Consider the following 16,906-nt stretch of genomic DNA (forward strand, 5'->3'; position numbering starts at 1 on the left):
GCCGGCGCTCGACGACGTGGGCGCGGGCCGTCGGCGGGGAGGAATCCGTGGATCAAAGTCACTTCCGCGGCGATCCGCTACCCGCAGCGGCACAACGAGGGCCTCTTCACCGGAACGCGGGTCAGGGCAGCCGTAAGCGTCGGTTGACCGCACTGCGCGCTAATAGCGCTGTCTCGCAATGCTTGTCGATAGGACACCACCTCCCGGCCGCGGAGGCATACGGTGTCGGATCCCGCCGTGGGCATGCCGCACCCGTATCCCTCGAGCTGTCGGCCCGAACCTCGGGATTCGGTGGCGGGCACGGTCAGGGGTCGCGTCGATGACGACCTCACCCATGTTTGCCGGCAAACTCGGCGAACGGATTCGACCCGGGGCGGAGGTGGCTGGTGGCTTCTTCCGCATGTGCGTCCTGACCGGCAAAGCGTTGCTGCTGCCTTTCGAATGGCGCGAGTTCGTCGTGAACGGCTGGTTCCTGATGCGGGTGTCGCTGCTGCCCACCATCGCCGTGTCGATCCCGGAAACCGTGCTGCTCATCTTCACGCTCAACCTGCTGCTGGCCGAGATCGGCGCCGCCGACGTCTCAGGCGCCGGTGCCGCGATCGGTGCGGTGACCCAGCTCGGGCCGATCGTGACGGTGCTGGTTGTCGCCGGCGCCGGGGGCACAGCCATCTGTGCCGATCTCGGCGCGCGCACGATCCGCGAGGAAATCGATGCGCTCGAGGTGCTAGGCATCGACCCGATCCACCGGCTGGTGGTGCCGCGTGTGGTCGCCTCGACGATCGTCGCGGTGCTGCTCAACGGCCTCGTGGTCGCAGTCGGCTTAGGCGGCGGCTATCTCTTCAGCGTCTACCTGCAGAACGTCTCGAGCGGTGCCTACCTCTCCACATTGACGGCGCTGACGGGGCTTCCCGAGGTGGTGATCGCGTTCGTCAAGGCCGCGACGTTCGGACTGATCGCGGGCCTGGTCGGCTGTTACCGCGGGCTGATCGTCCGCGGTGGGTCCAAAGGGTTGGGCACCGCAGTCAACGAAACGGTGGTGCTCTGCTTCATCGCGCTCTTCGCCGTCAATGCGGCACTGACCACCATCGGCGTCCGGTTCGGAACGGGGCGCTGACATGGCCGGGATCTCTACGGCCGCAGCACTTCGAGTGCGCTTTCCCGCGACGGCCGCCACCCTGCATCGCTACGGGGACGCCCCGGCACGGGTAATGGTCGAAATCGGGCAGATGGTCTGGTTCGCGCTGACCGCGGTCGGACAGATCCCCTTCGCCGTGCGTCGCTACCCGAAAGAGCTGCTGCGGATGGTTGCCCAGATGGGCATGGGTACCGGTGCGATGGCCGTGGTCGGGGGCACCGCCGCCATCGTCGGTTTCATCACCCTGTCCGCGGGCTCGCTGGTCGCCATCCAGGGCTACGCGACGCTGGGCAACATCGGTGTCGAGGCATTCACCGGGTTTCTGGCCGCACTGGTGAATGTTCGTTTTGTGGCGCCGGTGGCCGCCGGTCAGGCGTTGGCCGCCACGGTCGGCGCCGGCGCCACCGCCGAACTGGGCGCCATGCGCATCAGCGAGGAGATCGACGCGCTGGAGGTGATGAGCATCCGGTCGGTCGCGTTCCTGGCGTCCACCCGGGTGGTGGCGGGTCTCGTCGTCATCATCCCGCTCTACGGGCTGGCGGTCACCCTGGCTTTCGTGTCGCAGCAGGTCACCACCGTCTTCTTCTACGGGCAGTCCGCCGGCACCTACAACCACTACTTCCACACCTTCCTGCGGCTCAACGACGTGGGCTGGTCATTCGTGGAAGTGATCCTGGTTGCGGTGGTCGTCATGACCACCCATTGCTACTACGGGTACACCGCGACCGGCGGCCCGGTCGGCGTCGGTGAAGCGGTCGGACGCTCCATGCGGCTGTCGCTGATCACCATCGTCCTGGTGGTCGTGCTGACCGCTATGGCGGTCTACGGCAAGAGTCCGAACTTCAATCTCACGGTGTAGCCGCACATGACCACACCGGCCCCGAGCATCGCCAAGGAGAACCCGCCTCGCATCCCGCCGTACAAGACGACGGCCGCGGTGTTCCTGGTGATCGCCGCGGTGGTGTTGGGTTTCGTATGGTTGCAGTTCCGCGGCGAGTTGACGCCGAAGACGACCCTGACGATGGTCGCTGCCCGCTCCGGTCTGGTCATGGACCCCGGATCGAAAGTCACCTACAACGGCGTGGAAATAGGCCGGGTATCAAGCATCTCCGAGATTCAGCGCGACGGCTCGCCGGCGGCCAAGTTCGTCATGGACGTGAAACCGAAGTACATCGCGCTGATTCCGGCCAACGTGGACGCCAAGATCAAGGCGACTACGGTTTTCGGCAACAAGTACGTGTCGCTGACCTCGCCGAAAAACCCTACTCCGCAACGTATCAGCACGCAGCACCTGATTGTCGCGAGTTCGGTGACCACGGAGTTCAACACGTTGTTCGACACGCTCAACTCGATCGTGGAGAAGGTGGACCCGGTCAAGCTGAACCTGACGCTGGCCGCGGCCGCGCAGGCGCTGACCGGCTTGGGCGACAAGTTCGGTCAGTCGATCGTCAATGGCAACGCCATCCTCGACGACGTCAATCCGCGGATGCCTCAGGTCCGCCATGACATCGCACGGCTGGCGGTCCTGGGTGACACCTACGCCAAGGCCGCGCCGGACCTGCTGGACGCGCTCGACAAAGCGGTCATCACGGCGCGCACGCTGCACCGGCAGGAAGCCGAACTGGACGGCGCGCTACTGGCCGCGACCGGGTTGGGTAACACCGGGGCCGACATCTTCCGGCGCGGCGGGCCATACCTGCAGCGCGGAACCGCCGATCTACTGCCCACCGCGCAGCTACTCGACACCTACAGCCCCGAAATCTTCTGCACCATCCGCAATTACTACGACGAGGAACCCGCGGCCTATGCGACGACGGGCGGCGGCAACGGCTATGCGCTGAGAACCATGACCGAGCTGACGTCGGGACTGGGCGGGATACTCACCCTCCCGGGGCTGGCCGGCACCGTGGCCACAGGGGGGCTCCTCGGGCTGGCCGGTCTCGTGGGTGGGGCGCCGAATCCGTACGTGTTTCCGGACAATCTGCCGCGGGTGAACGCCCGTGGCGGGCCGGGAGGCGCCCCGGGCTGCTGGCAGGCCGTCACCCACGACCTTTGGCCCGCACCCGAATTGGTGCTCGACACCGGCGCGAGCCTCGCACCGTACAACCATCTGGATACCGGCTCACCGTACGCGATCGAGTACGTGTGGGGCCGCCAAGTCGGGGACAACACGATCAACCCATGAAGACCACCGGCTCCGCCATCAAGCTCGGCATCGTCTCGTTGGTGCTGACGCTGATCACCGTCTCGATCGTCGTGGTGTTCGCCCAGATGCGCTTCAACCGCACCAACAGCTACAGCGCGGAGTTCAGCAATGGCAGCGGGCTGAAAAACGGCCAGTTCGTCCGCGCTTCCGGCGTCGAGGTCGGCAAGGTCAAGAAGATGCGGCTGATCGACGGTGGCAGAAAGGTGCTGGTGGACTTCGTCGTCGACCGCTCGATAACGCTCTATGAGTCGACGACCGCCCAGATCCGGTATCTCAACCTGTTCGCTGACCGTTACCTGGAGCTCAAGCGCGGCGAGGGCGAGGGCGCCGACAGGATCCTGCCGCCGGGCGGATTCATCCCGCTGTCCCGAACGTCGCCGGCGCTCGATCTCGACGCCCTGATCGGCGGCTTCAAACCGCTGTTCCGGGCGCTGGATCCGGAAAAAGTGAATTCCATCGCGTCGGCCATCATCACCGTGTTTCAGGGGCAGGGCGGCACGATCAACGACATTCTCGACCAGACCGCACAGGTGACCGCACACATCGCCGAGCGCGACCAGGCGATCGGCGAGGTGGTCAAGAACCTCAACATCGTGCTGGACACCACCGTTCGGCATCGCAAGGAGTTCGACGAGACGATCGACAACTTTGAGCGATTGATCACCGGACTGCAAAACCACGCCGACCCGCTCGCCGCCGGCGTCGCGAACATCAGCAATGCCGCCGGTACGGTCGCCGACCTCCTGGCGGAGGATCGGGCCCTGCTGCACAAGGAGATCAATTACCTGCAGGCGCTCCAGCAACCGCTCGTCGACCAGCGCGACCAACTCGGCGATCTCATCCACAAGACGCCGACGGCGCTCAATCTGATCGGTCGCAGCATCGGTCTGTACGGAGACTGGGTGAACTTCTACCTCTGCGACCTTTCGATCAGGTGGAACGGGCTGCAGTCCGGCGGCCCGGTGCGTACGGTGCGGATCTGGCAGCAGCCCACGGGCAGGTGCACGCCGCAATGAGAACACTGACGGAATTCAACCGCCTTCGCGGCGGGCTGATGGGTGTCACGGTGCTGGGGCTCGTCGTCGCCGTCGGCCAAAGCTTCACCAGCGTCCCCATGATGTTCGCGACACCGAGCTACTACGGGCAGTTCACCGACACCGGTCAACTCAACAAAAGCGACAAAGTGCGCATCTCGGGCGTGAATGTGGGCACGGTGCAAGGTTTCGACATCGACGGCGACCACGTGGTGATCAAGTTCACCATCGGTGCCAACACGATCGGCACCGAGAGCCGGCTCGCGATCAAGACCGACACCATCCTCGGCAAGAAAGTGCTCGAGATCGAGCCGCGAGGCGGCCGGACGTTGCGGCCCGGGGGCGTGTTGCCGCTCGGGCAGAGCACCACCCCCTATCAGCTTTACGACGCGAACTCCGACATCACCAAGGCCGCCTCGGGCTGGGACATCGACACCGTCAAGCGGTCGCTGAACGTCTTGTCGCAGACCATCGATCAGACGTATCCGCACCTGAGCCCCGCACTCGACGGCTTGGCGAGATTCTCCGACACCATCGGCAAGCGCGACGAGCAGATCAAGCATCTGCTCGCACAAGCCCATCAGGTGGCCAGCGTGCTCGGTGACCGCAGCGAACAAGTCAACCGGTTGCTGGTCAACGCCAAGACGCTGCTCGCCGCGTTCAACGAACGCGGGAGGGCCATTGACGCCCTACTGCAGAACGTTTCCGCCTTCTCGGTCCAGGTGCAGGGGTTCATCAACGACAACCCCAACCTGAACCCGGTGTTGGAGCAGCTGCGCTCCATCAGCGACGTACTGGTGGCACGCAAAGACGACCTCGCCCAAACGCTCACGTACGTCAGCCAATTCGCGGCCTCGCTGGGCGAATCCGTCGCGTCGGGACCCTACTTCAAGATCGTCCTGTCCAACCTGCTGCCCTACTGGATGTTGCAACCATTCGTCGACGCCGCCTTCAAGAAGCGCGGCATCGACCCGGAGGACTTCTGGCGCAGCGCAGGCCTGCCCGAGTTCCGCTGGCCCGACCCCAACGGCACCCGATTCCCCAACGGCGCGCCGCCGCCGGCACCCCCGGTGCTGGAAGGCACCCCGGATCACCCGGGGCCAGCCGTCCCCCCGGGCACGGCGTGCTCGTACACGCCGCCTCGTGACGCGCCGCCGCGGCCGTGGAACCCATTGCCGTGCGCCGGTGTCGACGTCGGACCGTTCGGCGGCAGCTTCCCCGCACCGATCGACGTACAAACGTCACCGCCGAACCCGGACGGCCTGCCGCCGACACCGGGCATCCCGATCGCCGGCCGGCCGGGCGAACCGCCTCCCGACGTTCCGGGCACCCCGGTACCGTTGCCGGCCAACGCGCCGCCCGGGGCGCGAACCGAAAACCTCCAACCCGCCGGCCCCGTCCCACCGCCGTCGACGTTCGCGCCCGGTCTGCCGCCGGGCTCCCCCGCGCCACCCGGGCCCGGGCCTACGCTGCCGGCGCCGTTCATCAACCCAGGCGGCACAGGAGGCAGTGGAGTGGCGGGAGGTAACCAGAATTGAGCGCTGTCGTCAATTCTCGTAAGTTGCGTTCCCGGAAGGTGATTGGGACTCTGGTGGTTGCGCTGGCGATTGTCGCCGGGTTTGTCGGGTTGCGCCTCTACAACAAATTGACCACCAACACCGTGGTCGCATATTTCCCGGAGGCGAACGCACTCTATCCCGGGGACAAGGTCCAGATCATGGGCGTTCGGGTCGGTTCGGTCGACAAGATCGAACCGGCCGGCGACAAGATGAAAGTGACGTTCCACTACAAGAACAAATACAAGGTGCCGGCCAACGCGTCCGCCGTGATCGTCAACCCCACCCTCGTGGCATCGCGGAACATCCAGCTCGAACCACCCTACAAAGGCGGTCCGGTGCTGGCCGACAACGCGGTGATCCCCCTCGAGCGCACGCAGGTTCCGACGGAGTGGGACCAACTGAGCCAGAGCGTCGCCAACGTCATCTCCAAACTCGGTCCGACACCCGAACAGCCCAAGGGACCCTTCGGTGACGTCATCGAGGCCTTCGCCGACGGACTGGCCGGCAAAGGCAAACAGATCAACACCACGCTGGACAGTCTGTCGCGGGCGTTGACCGCGTTGAACGAGGGACGAGGCGACTTCTTCGCGGTGGTGCACAGCCTGGCACTGTTCGTCAACGCCCTGCACAAAGACGACCGGCAGTTCGTGGCGCTGAACACCAACCTGGCCCAGTTCACCGACAAGCTGACCACGTCCGACTCCGAACTCGCCACCGCGATACAGCGATTCGACAGCCTGCTCGCCACCCTGCGACCGTTCCTGGACAAGAACCGCGCAGTGCTCGCCCACGACATCGACAACCTCGCCACCGTGACCACCACGCTGGTCCAACCCGATCCGCTCAACGGCCTGGAAACGGCCCTGCACGTCCTGCCGACGCTCGAGACGAACCTCAGCCAGATCTACCACCCGTCGCACGGCGCGGTCATGTCCATCCCGGCGATCCCGAACTTCGCGAACCCCATGCAGTTCGTGTGCAGCATGATTCAGGCCGGCAGCCGGCTGGGTTATCAGGAATCCGCCGAACTGTGTGCGCAATACCTGGCGCCGGTCCTCGACGCGATCAAATTCAACTATTTGCCATTCGGGCTGAACCTGTTCAGCACGGCCGAGACGCTACCCAAGGAAGTCGCCTACTCGGAGCCCCGGCTGCAGCCGCCGAACGGGTATAAGGACACCACGGTGCCCGGCATCTGGGTGCCCGACACCCCGTTGTCGCACCGCAACACCCAGCCCGGCTGGATCGCCGCGCCCGGTATGCAGGGCACCCAAGTCGGGCCGATCACGGCCGGGCTGATGACCCCCGACTCACTGGGCGAGCTGATGGGCGGACCCGACAGCCCGCCACCTGCCGCGGGCCTACAGACGCCACCGGGGCCCCCGAATGCGTACGACGAGTACCCGGTGGTGCCGCCCATCGGCGTGCGCGCCGCGCAGGTACCGATCCCCCCGCCGCCACCGGCACCCGGTGTGGTGCCGGGCCCTGTCGCTCCCACGCCGGCGGCCGCGTCGACGGGACTGGGATCGTGATCTCCCTGCGCGCCTTTGGTTCTCGTATCCGGCGCCGCGCCTGGCAGGCGGTGGCCCTATTGAGCGTCGTGGTGGCGCTGACCTCGTGTGCGAAGTGGCAGGGGATCGCCAACGTGCCGATGCCCGGAGGCCCGGGCAGCGGAGCCGGCTCCTACACCGTCTACGTGCAGATGCCCGACACCCTGGCCCTGAACGACAACAGCCGAGTGCGGGTGGCCGACGTCTTTGTCGGCACGGTCCGGTCGATCCGTCTGAAGAACTGGGTCGCCACGCTCACGCTGCGTCTGGACAAGGGGGTGAAATTACCCCAGAACGCCACCGCCAAGATCGGGCAGACGAGCCTGCTGGGTTCTCAGCACATAGAGCTGGCCGCACCGCCCAACCCGTCGCCGGAATTGCTGAGGGATGGCGACACGATCCCGTTGAGCAATGCGTCCGCTTACCCCACGACCGAGCAGACGCTGGCCGGCCTCGCCATGATCGTGCGAGGGGGCGGTATCCCGAATCTCGAAGTGCTGCAGAACGAGGTCTACAACATCTTCAACGGGCGCGCCGACCAGATCCGTGCGTTCCTCGGCAAGCTGGATACGTTCGTCACCCGGCTCAACGAGCAGCGCGAGGACATCACAAGAGCCATCGACTCCACCGACCGGCTCTTGGCGTACGTCGGTCCCCGCTCGGACGTTCTGGATCGCGTCCTTACCGAATTCCCGCCACTACTCAAGCATTTCGCCGACAAGCAGAACCTCTTGATCGATGCGGTCGATGCGACGGGGCGGCTCAGCGGAGTCGCCGACCAATACCTGTCCCCCTCGCGGGGTGACATCCACCAGGATCTGCTCTCGCTGCAGTGCCCGTTACGAGAACTCGGCCGTGCCTCGCCGTACCTGATCCGGGCACTCAAGCTGATCCTGGTGCGGCCGTTCGACATCGATGCCGTGCCGAAGGCGTTCCGGGGCGACTACTTCAACCTGTCGCTGACGCTCGACCTTACCCTCAGCGCGGTCGACAACGCGGTCCTCACCGGGACGGGATTCTCCGGAGCGCTGCGCGCGCTCGAACAGGCGTGGGGCCGCGATCCCGAAACGATGATCCCCGATGTCCGGTACACACCGAACCCGAACGACGCCCCGGGCGGACCGCTGGTGGAGCGGGCGGACCGGCAATGCTGACCCCATTCATCAAGCGCCAGCTCATCTTGTTCGGCATCCTGACCGCGATCACCGCGGTGGTGTTGGGCGGGTACTACCTGCGACTGCCCACCGCGGCGGGGATCGGCCAGTACACGTTGCACGCCAACCTGCCCGCCTCGGGTGGCCTGTACCAGACGGCCAACGTGACCTATCGCGGTGAGACTATCGGGACGGTCACCGGCGTCGAGCCGACCGAGATGGGGGCGCGGGTGACCATGAGCATCTCCGACCGCTACAAGATCCCGATCGACGCTTCGGCGAACGTGCATTCGGTGTCGGCGGTCGGCGAGCAGTATCTGGACCTGGTGTCGGCGGGCAACCCGGGCAAGTACTTGTCCTCAGGCCAGACCGTCACCAAGGGTACCGTGCCCACCGATATCGGGCCGGCGCTGGATGCCGCGAACCGCGGGCTGGCCGTGCTGCCCAAGGAGAAGATCGCCTCGCTGCTCGACGAAACGGCCCAAGCCGTAGGCGGATTGGGTCCCGCGCTGCAACGGCTGGTCGATGCGACGCAGGCGATCGCCGGCGACTTCAAGACCAACATCGGCGACGTCGACGACATCATCGAAAACACCGGACCGATCATCGACAGCCAGGTTGACTCGGCTGACTCGATCGAGCGCTGGACGCACAATCTGGACATCCTGGCCACGCAGAGCGCGGCGAACGACCAGCACCTGCGCAGCATCCTGGCGCAGGCGGCGCCGACCGCCGATCAGGTCAACGCTGTGTTCGGCGACGTCCGCGACGCGCTGCCGCAGACGCTGGCGAACCTCGAGGTCCTACTGGAGATGCTCAAGCGCTACCACAAGGGCGTCGAGCAACTGCTGGTCGCCTATCCCCAGGGCGCCTCGGAAGGCCAGACGGTGACGACGCCTTTCCCCGGCTATGCCGCCCTGGGCACCTCGCTGACGATCAACCAACCCCCGCCGTGCCTGACCGGCTTCCTCCCGGCGCCGCAATGGCGCTCTCCGGCGGACACCAGCCTCGCGCCGATGCCCTCCGGAACGTATTGCAAGATCCCACAGGACACCCCGTCCAATGCGGTGCGCGGCGCTCGCAATGTCCCGTGCGTCGATGTCCCGGGCAAGCGCGCCGCCACGCCGCGTGAGTGCCGCGACCCGAAACCCTATGTCCCGCTGGGCACGAACCCGTGGTACGGCGATCCCAACCAGATCCTGACGTGCCCGGCACCGGCGGCGCGCTGCGATCAGCCGGTCAAGCCGGGTCTCGTGATCCCCGCGCCGTCGGTCGACAACGGCATGAACCCGGCGCCCGCCGATCGGGTGGCGGGGACGCCCCCGCCCGTCAGCGACGTGCTGCAGCGGCCCGGATCGGGGACCGTCCAGTGCAACGGCCAACAACCGAATCCCTGCGTCTACACCCCCGGCGGCCCTCCCCCGGCCGTCTACAACCCACAAAGCGGCGAACTGGTGGGACCCGACGGTGTCCGATACGCGGTCGAAAACTCGACCAGGACGGGAGACGACGGCTGGAAGGACATGCTGGCGCCCGCTCGCTGAGGCTCACGGAGTTTCCTCGCGAGCGCAGCGCGAGCGCGCCGAGTCGAGGGTCGATGCATTGACACTGACCGCACGTACAGTCATATACTGAGGCCGGTGCCGACGGAGCCTGAGAGCCACTGTCCCGCCGACGCGCAGAGATCGGAGCGAGATGCCGGAAGCGATTGGGCTGGGCCAGCTTCGAAGCCACGCCTGCGCGTATCTCGAGCGGGTTGCCGCCGGGGAGACGCTCGACGTCGTCCGTCGGGGCAAGTTGGTGGCGCGAATAGGCCCGGTCGGGGCGTGGAGGGTGGCTCCGGTGCCCGCACGCACGGTGAAGGCCGCAACGGACCCCGGCGGTTGGGTCGGCCTGGACGAACTGCGGACGCGCGCCGGGCGGTGCTTCGACCGGGTCGCCGGCGGCGAGACGATTTACATCGTCCGCGACGGCAGACTGCTGGCGAGCATCGTGTCTGCCGGTGACTCGGAGGCGGCCGCGATCCCGGCGAACGCCGGTGGACGGATCGAGCTCGACGAACTGCGAAAGCGCGCCGGGCGTTATTTCGATACCGTCGCGGCCGGACAGACGATCGAGGTGACTCGCGGCGGCGAGCTCGTCGCCCGGATCGTCTCGGCCGCCGGAAGCGACGCCGAGACGACGGCCACCGCCTTGAAAAGGGTTGCGGGACAACCGCGATCACGCCATGGGCGTCGGCGTGCCACCGCCCGTTGCGCAACGGCCGTCGCCGTAACGGTTCCGCCGCCGATCGAGTAGCACGCCGTCGAATGTCGGGTATTCGGCGTGCGGCAGCGACTTCGGAAAGCCGCGGCAGTAGGCTAGCGCGCGCCGGCGCGTTACGGTCTCCCATAGGAATCGCTCTACGAGGCCGGGAGGTCAGATGAAGGCCTATCGAACCGTGGTCGTCGGCACTGACGGCTCCGAATCGTCGCTGCGTGCGGTTGAGCGTGCGGGCGCGATCGCCGCCGAGTCGAACGCAAAGCTGATCATCGCAACGGGATACTTTCCCCATAAGGATGATTCGCGCGCGGCCGACGTCCTCGGGAACGAGGGCTACAAGGTGAAGGGCAACGCACCGATCTACGCGATCTTGCGGGAAGCACACGAACGGGCGAAGGCGGCCGGGGCGACCGACATCGAGGAAAGACCGATTCAGGATGCTCCGGTACACGCGCTGGTGGAACTCGCCGAGCAGGTCGACGCGGATCTCCTCGTCGTCGGCCACGTGGGACTCGATGCGCGATCCGCGCTCATCGGTCGGGTCTTCTCGGTACCCGGCGGCATCGCTACCAAGGCCAAGATCGACGTCCTGATCGTCCACACCACCGGGTGACCCGGCGGCTTGATTTCACGCCTCCCCGAATGCGTCGTCGGGCAACGGCCGTTGGCAGATTGCGTGCGCGTCGGCGGCGCCGAGCCCGAACAGCCGCAGCACGCTTTCGGTGACGGCGTCGGACGCGAGGGCATCGTCGCGGCCCGGGTCATCGCGAAGTAGCTTTCCCAACCCCAGTAGCGCGCCGCCGGCCATCGCTAGAGCCAGTTCCGGGTCGTCGATGTGGAAGCGCCCGGCCGCGACGCCGGCCTCGATGTCGCGCAGCGCCCGGGGAGCGAGGCCGCGGTCCGACGACAGCAGCGACAACCCATTGGCCAATAGAATTTCGCTCTCCTGCGGGCGCCGACGAAACAGCCGGCCCGTCATCCGGAAACTCGCGGCAAATGTTTCCGCGGGATCCTCGATCGACGCCGTAAGCCGGTCGAGCATGGCCCCGTGCGCGTCCAGCACGTCGGCCACCGCAGCCGCGAACAGCTCCTCCTTGCTGTCGAAGTGGTTGTAGAAGGACCCCATGCCGACGTCGGCGACCCGCGTGATCTCCAGGACCGGCACGTTGATCTTTCCCTCCGCAATCAGCCGCTGCGCGGCTTTGACCAGTGCCGCCCGGGTGCGCTGCTTGCGCCGCTCCAGGCGGCTGGCCGGCTCCACCGTCGCGCTCACTCCCCGAGTATGCATCACTTTTGAAGATTTCGTCAGAAGTGTTGACCACAGGGTCCCTAGTATGTGACGATTTCGTCAGTTACTAGGGGAGCTGATCTTGAGTCTGACGAAGAATGCCCATGAAGGGCTGCACAGCGAACGGGGTGCGCTGCGCGGGGAACATCCCGGGCGGTCGCGGAATCCGGTGATCAAGGTGGTCGACATCGCGTGGCTGCAGTTCGAGAAGCCGGATCTGGAGCGCGCCGAAGCCTTCGCCCAGGCGTTCGGCTTCCACACCGCCCGGCGCGGTCCCGACGAGCTGCAGCTGCGCGGCACGCGCGCCGCGGGCCCCTGCGTGATCCTGCGGCGCGGACCCCGCACCCGATTCACCGGCGTGGCGTATCGCGCGGGCGACACCGCCGACGTGCGACGGCTGGCCGAGAGATGGAACGCCCCGGCACGCCCGCTGCCCGAGAACATCGGCGGGCAGTCGGTCGGACTGATGGATCCGAGCGGAATGCCGGTGCGGGTGGTCGCCGGCACCCACGAACTCCCGGAACTGCCCAGCCAGCGCGCCCACCACTTCAATTTCGGCGATGACGTGGCGCGTATCAACTCCGGCCAGCGTCCCCCGCGGGTGCCCGCGAGCGTCCAGCGCCTGGGTCATCTGGTGGTGCAGTCCACCAAATACCGGGAGACGCTGAACTGGTACCTGGACAACCTCGGGATGATCGTCAGCGACTTCCTGTTCTTTCCCGGCCAGCGGCGGCGGGGACCCACCATGAGCTTCATCCGCTGCGATCGAGGGTCGATGCCGGCCGATCACCACACGCTCGCGATGGCGCTCGGGCCGGCCAACCGCTACGTCCACTCGGCGTATCAGGTCAGCGATCTCGACGCGCTGGCGGCCGGTGGTGAATACCTCAGGGATCGCGGCTATCTCAGATCCTGGGGTATCGGCAGGCACATCCAGGGCAGCCAGATCTTCGACTACTGGCGCGATCCCGACGGCTTCCTGGTCGAGCACTTCGCCGACGGCGACCTGTTCGACAACACCGTCGAACCGGGTTGGGCGCCCTTCACCGCGTCCGGTCTGGCCCAGTGGGGGCCGCCGGCGACCCGGGACTTCCTGGGAACCGACCTGAAATCGGCTCGCCGCGAGTTGGTCTCGATCGCCGGCGCGCTGCGTGCACACAACGAATTCGACATCAACCGCCTCGTCGGCCTACTGAAAGTGCCTGCCTCATGACCATTACCGTGCTACGAACCGCCGACGCCTGGTGGGTCAAGACCACCGGCGGCGCCACGAAGATCGACACCGCCGCCGCCACCACCGGCGCGCTGCTGGCCGACCGGGCCGCGATCGAAGCCGCGATGGACGGGGCCCGCGCGCAGCCCGTCGCCGTGGACAGCCTCGCGCTGGTCTCACCCGTGACGCGGCCGTGCCGGGTCATCGCCCAGATGACGAACTTCGCGTCGCACGTCAAAGACGCAGGCATGGACCCGGCAACGGTGCCGCTCACCTTCTTCCGCAAGGCGTCGGCATCGATCACCGGCCCCTTCGACGACATCGTCAAGCCCGCCCACGTCAAGCTGCTCGACTACGAGGTGGAGATCGGTCTCGTCATCGGACGCGGTGTTCCGGTCGGCACCACGATCTCCGACACGAACCTGGCCGACTTCGTTGCCGGGCTCGTCGTCAGCAACGACGTGTCCGCGCGCGATATCCAGCTTCCGCAGACACAGTTCTACGAGGCCAAGTCCTACCCGACGTTCACCCCGGTCGGGCCCGAGCTGGTCCTGCTGAGCGCCGACGAGCTCAAGCGGTACGGCGACCTGCGGCTACGCCTGAGCGTCAACGGCCGCGAACGGCAGAACGCACTGGTCGACGGGGACATGCTGTACCGACCGCTGCAGGCGCTGCAATCACTCACCCAATTCCAGGAGCTCGCGCCCGGTGACCTCATCCTCACCGGGACCCCTGCCGGCACCGCCCTGAGCGCCCCGCCGAAGCCGGTCCAGCTCATCGGAAACCTGTTGCCGCCGGCGCTCAAGTGGAAGATGTTCTTCACGCGCCAGGCCGGTAACCCCGATTACCTGCAGGACGGCGACGTGGTGGAAGCCACGGTGGCCACCGACGACGGCGCCGTCGACCTCGGAACACAGCGCACCGCAGTCCGATTCGCGTGACCGAGGACCCCATCCCGCACGTCCCCGTCGCGATCGTCGGCGCCGGGCCCACCGGCGTCGTGGCGGCGACACTGTTGGCACAACATGGCGTGGAATGCACGCTGCTCGACCGCTGGCCCGGCGTGTATCCGCAGCCGCGCGCCGTCCACCTCGACGACGAGATCTACCGCATCCTCGCCCGCCTCGGTATCGCCGACGAGTTCGCCGCGATTTCACGGCCCACGCTGGGATTGCGCTTGCTGGACAAGGATTTTACGGTGCTCGGGGAGTTCCACCGCGATCCGTCGCGGGGAGCGAACGGCTTCCCTCAGGCCAACATGTTCGACCAGCCGGAATTGGAAACCCTGCTGCGCGCCAACCTCAAGCGCTACCCAGATGCCGTGCTGCGCGGCAACGCCGAGGTCGGCGAGGTCCGAGTCGGCGCGCACCGCAGCCGCGTCACCTTCGTCGACCGCACCGACCACAGTACGCATCTAATCGACGCCGACTACGTGCTGGGCTGTGACGGCGCCAAGAGCCTGGTTCGCGACCGGATCGGTTCGACCATGCGGGACTTGGGATTTCATCAGCGCTGGCTGGTCGCCGATGTGGCAGCAGACGCCGAGCTGCACCAGTGGGACGGCGTGCATCAGGTGTGTGACCCGGTCCGCGCGGGGACGTACATGCGCATCGGGGCGGGCCGCTACAGGTGGGAGTTCCGATTGCTGGCCGGTGAAAGCGCCGACGACTTCGGCACGCTCGATGCCCTGCGCCCCCTGATCGAACCGTGGACCGGGGAGCTCGGCAACGACGAACTGACCCTGCTGCGCGTCACCGAATACACCTTCCGCGCCCAGATCGCCGACCGGTGGCGGGTGGGGAACGTCTTCATCCTCGGTGACGCGGCGCACCTCACTCCCCCGTTCATCGGCCAGGGCTTGGGGGCGGGGGTGCGCGACGCCGCGAATCTCGCGTGGAAGATCGCCGGGGTCCGGCACGGCACCTTGACCGCCGACGTTCTGGACAGCTACGAGCGGGAACGAAAGCCACACGCCCGGCACATGATCCGGCTCGCGCTGGGCGTCGGGCGCGCGATGACCGGCGGCGGTCGGGCGGGCGATGCGGCTCGCCGCGTTGTGCTGCCCGGGCTGCGGCTGATCCCCGGTGTCCGATCGAAGGTCGTCGATTCGACCACACCTGCCCTACGTTCGTCGGCGCTGGTGTGCCGCTCCCACGGGCTACGGCGACTCGCGGGGACGCTGTGCCCAAACCCGCTCCTGGCCAACGGCCGGCGGCTCGACGAAATGCTCGGGGCGAGTTTCGGCCTGATCAGCGCAGCCCCGGTGGACGCCCCGACCGAGGCCACGCTGCACCGGCGCGGCATCGTCGTGCTGATCGCCGAGCCGGAAAGTGCGCTTTGGGCGTGGCTGCGGCGGGGGCACGCCACCGCCGCGCTCGTCCGGCCGGACCGGACGGTCGCGCGGGCGGGACGTGATGCCGCCGTGCTGTGCGCGTGGGCCTGCACCGTTGTGCACCCCACCGCTTGACTTGGCGCCGAGATCGCCGCGTGGTCGTCATCGTTAACGAAGCACGACCCGCACGGCTATCTCGTGGTTGGGACGCGAAGTACTAGCCGGAAGCGGAGTGCGCCCGGGCGACGAGCACCGGAATCCGGACACCGTGTAGGACCGCGTTGCTCACCGAGCCCAGCAGCACGCCGGTCAGACCGCCCCGGCCGTGGCTGCCCACGACGAGGAGCTGTGCGGACTCCGAGGCCTCGATGAGGTTCTGCGCCGGCCGGTCGCGAACGACCACCCGATGCACCGTCACGTCGGGATACTGTTCCAGCCAGCCCGCCATACTTTCGGCGAGGCTGCGCTGCGCTTCCTCCTCCACCGTCGCCCAGTCCAGAGCCGGCAGTTCGATCGTCGTCACATCGCTCCACGCGTGCAAGGTGATCAGGTCGACGCCGCGACGGGATGCCTCGTCGAACGCTATCGCCGTCGCGGCTTCCGAAGTCGGCGAGCCGTCGATGCCGACGAGAACCGGCGCGTGCGCGTCGGGCAGCTTCTCGTCGTGGATGACGGCGACCGGGCAGTTCGCGTGCCGCACCACCCCGGAGCTGACCGAACCGAGCACGCCGCGCGCGAGTATCCCCCGCCCGGCGGTGCCCATGACGATCATCTCCGCGTGGTCGGACATCTCCACCAGGGCCAGCGTGGGCGTCGCGTACACCATCTCCCTGCTGATAGTGGCCTTGTGGCCAGGCGGCATCGCCTCCTCGGCGAGCTTCATGGCGTGCATGATGGCCTTCTTGCCCTCGTCCTCCAGCCGCACCGCCAGGGCTTCCGGGTAGGCGACCGGCGGCCAGGTCGAGGTGGGGGTCGCCACCGCGTGAACCACGGTGAGCGGGACGTTCCTCATTGCCGCCTCGTGCGCCGCCCACTGGGTGGCGGCATCGGATGCTGGCGAGCCGTCGACGGCGACGACGACGCCACGTTGTTTAACCGGTATCGGCATTTCCTTCTCCCTCCATCGCAAGCGACGCTATGCGAGGGCGGGCCGTCGGTCGTGAGGCTTTAGTC

At 67.0% G+C, this 16,906-nt stretch carries 15 protein-coding genes; 13 read left to right on the plus strand and 2 right to left on the minus strand.

The window, feature by feature from the left end; genetic code table 11:
• Positions 1–334 precede the first annotated feature (334 nt).
• The 10 genes from G6N56_RS04710 to G6N56_RS04755 all read left to right on the plus strand — a co-directional run bounded on the left by G6N56_RS04710 (position 335) and on the right by G6N56_RS04755 (position 11,513).
• Positions 335–1,114 carry an MlaE family ABC transporter permease gene (locus G6N56_RS04710; RefSeq protein ID WP_408632689.1) on the plus strand — a complete coding sequence of 260 codons (780 nt, stop codon included), beginning with the start codon at positions 335–337 and terminating at the stop codon, positions 1,112–1,114.
• A gap of 10 nt (positions 1,115–1,124) precedes the next feature.
• Positions 1,125–1,994, plus strand: a complete 870-nt coding sequence (locus G6N56_RS04715; RefSeq protein WP_085257400.1) for an ABC transporter permease — start codon at positions 1,125–1,127, stop codon at positions 1,992–1,994.
• Positions 1,995–2,000: 6 nt separating this feature from the next.
• Entirely contained in the window at positions 2,001–3,320 is a 1,320-nt protein-coding gene (locus G6N56_RS04720; protein ID WP_085257330.1) for an MCE family protein, read from the plus strand.
• On the plus strand, positions 3,317–4,357 hold the full coding sequence (locus tag G6N56_RS04725; RefSeq protein WP_085257331.1) for a virulence factor Mce family protein: 1,041 nt from the start codon (positions 3,317–3,319) through the stop codon (positions 4,355–4,357). Before G6N56_RS04720 ends, G6N56_RS04725 begins: the two co-directional genes overlap by 4 nt.
• On the plus strand, positions 4,354–5,913 hold the full coding sequence (locus tag G6N56_RS04730; protein ID WP_085257332.1) for a virulence factor Mce family protein: 1,560 nt from the start codon (positions 4,354–4,356) through the stop codon (positions 5,911–5,913). The genes G6N56_RS04725 and G6N56_RS04730 overlap by 4 nt, the downstream gene beginning before the upstream one ends.
• A complete protein-coding gene (locus G6N56_RS04735; RefSeq protein ID WP_085257333.1) occupies positions 5,910–7,466 on the plus strand; it encodes a virulence factor Mce family protein in 1,557 nt (518 codons plus the stop codon). Before G6N56_RS04730 ends, G6N56_RS04735 begins: the two co-directional genes overlap by 4 nt.
• A gap of 5 nt (positions 7,467–7,471) precedes the next feature.
• A complete protein-coding gene (locus G6N56_RS04740) occupies positions 7,472–8,638 on the plus strand; it encodes a virulence factor Mce family protein (protein WP_408632690.1) in 1,167 nt (388 codons plus the stop codon).
• The gene (locus G6N56_RS04745) at positions 8,632–10,182 is read left to right on the plus strand and encodes an MCE family protein (RefSeq protein ID WP_085257334.1); all 1,551 of its coding nucleotides are present in this window, start codon (positions 8,632–8,634) and stop codon (positions 10,180–10,182) included. Before G6N56_RS04740 ends, G6N56_RS04745 begins: the two co-directional genes overlap by 7 nt.
• A 151-nt stretch (positions 10,183–10,333) precedes the next feature.
• Positions 10,334–10,936 carry a type II toxin-antitoxin system Phd/YefM family antitoxin gene (locus tag G6N56_RS04750; protein WP_085257335.1) on the plus strand — a complete coding sequence of 201 codons (603 nt, stop codon included), beginning with the start codon at positions 10,334–10,336 and terminating at the stop codon, positions 10,934–10,936.
• Positions 10,937–11,060: 124 nt separating this feature from the next.
• Positions 11,061–11,513, plus strand: coding sequence for a universal stress protein (locus G6N56_RS04755; protein ID WP_085257336.1), 453 nt, complete (start codon positions 11,061–11,063; stop codon positions 11,511–11,513).
• 15 nt (positions 11,514–11,528) lie between these two features.
• On the opposite strand, the gene G6N56_RS04760 is transcribed toward G6N56_RS04755, so the two are convergent.
• The gene (locus G6N56_RS04760; protein ID WP_408632661.1) at positions 11,529–12,188 is read right to left on the minus strand and encodes a TetR/AcrR family transcriptional regulator; all 660 of its coding nucleotides are present in this window, start codon (positions 12,186–12,188) and stop codon (positions 11,529–11,531) included.
• Between the two features lie 82 nt (positions 12,189–12,270).
• Between G6N56_RS04760 and G6N56_RS04765 the strand changes: the two genes are divergently transcribed.
• Genes G6N56_RS04765 through mhpA form a run of 3 tightly spaced genes read left to right on the plus strand, consistent with a single transcriptional unit; the run spans position 12,271 to position 15,868 of the window.
• A complete protein-coding gene (locus G6N56_RS04765) occupies positions 12,271–13,401 on the plus strand; it encodes a VOC family protein (RefSeq protein WP_085257338.1) in 1,131 nt (376 codons plus the stop codon).
• Positions 13,398–14,342 carry a fumarylacetoacetate hydrolase family protein gene (locus G6N56_RS04770; RefSeq protein WP_085257339.1) on the plus strand — a complete coding sequence of 315 codons (945 nt, stop codon included), beginning with the start codon at positions 13,398–13,400 and terminating at the stop codon, positions 14,340–14,342. Before G6N56_RS04765 ends, G6N56_RS04770 begins: the two co-directional genes overlap by 4 nt.
• Positions 14,339–15,868, plus strand: coding sequence for a bifunctional 3-(3-hydroxy-phenyl)propionate/3-hydroxycinnamic acid hydroxylase MhpA (gene mhpA / locus G6N56_RS04775; RefSeq protein WP_085257340.1), 1,530 nt, complete (start codon positions 14,339–14,341; stop codon positions 15,866–15,868). The genes G6N56_RS04770 and mhpA overlap by 4 nt, the downstream gene beginning before the upstream one ends.
• Positions 15,869–15,950: 82 nt before the next feature.
• Here the strand turns inward: mhpA and G6N56_RS04780 are convergent, their stop codons facing one another.
• A complete protein-coding gene (locus G6N56_RS04780; protein ID WP_085257341.1) occupies positions 15,951–16,841 on the minus strand; it encodes a universal stress protein in 891 nt (296 codons plus the stop codon).
• Positions 16,842–16,906: the final 65 nt, after the last annotated feature.

Source organism: Mycobacterium saskatchewanense, from assembly GCF_010729105.1.
Taxonomy (GTDB): Bacteria; Actinomycetota; Actinomycetes; order Mycobacteriales; family Mycobacteriaceae; genus Mycobacterium; species Mycobacterium saskatchewanense.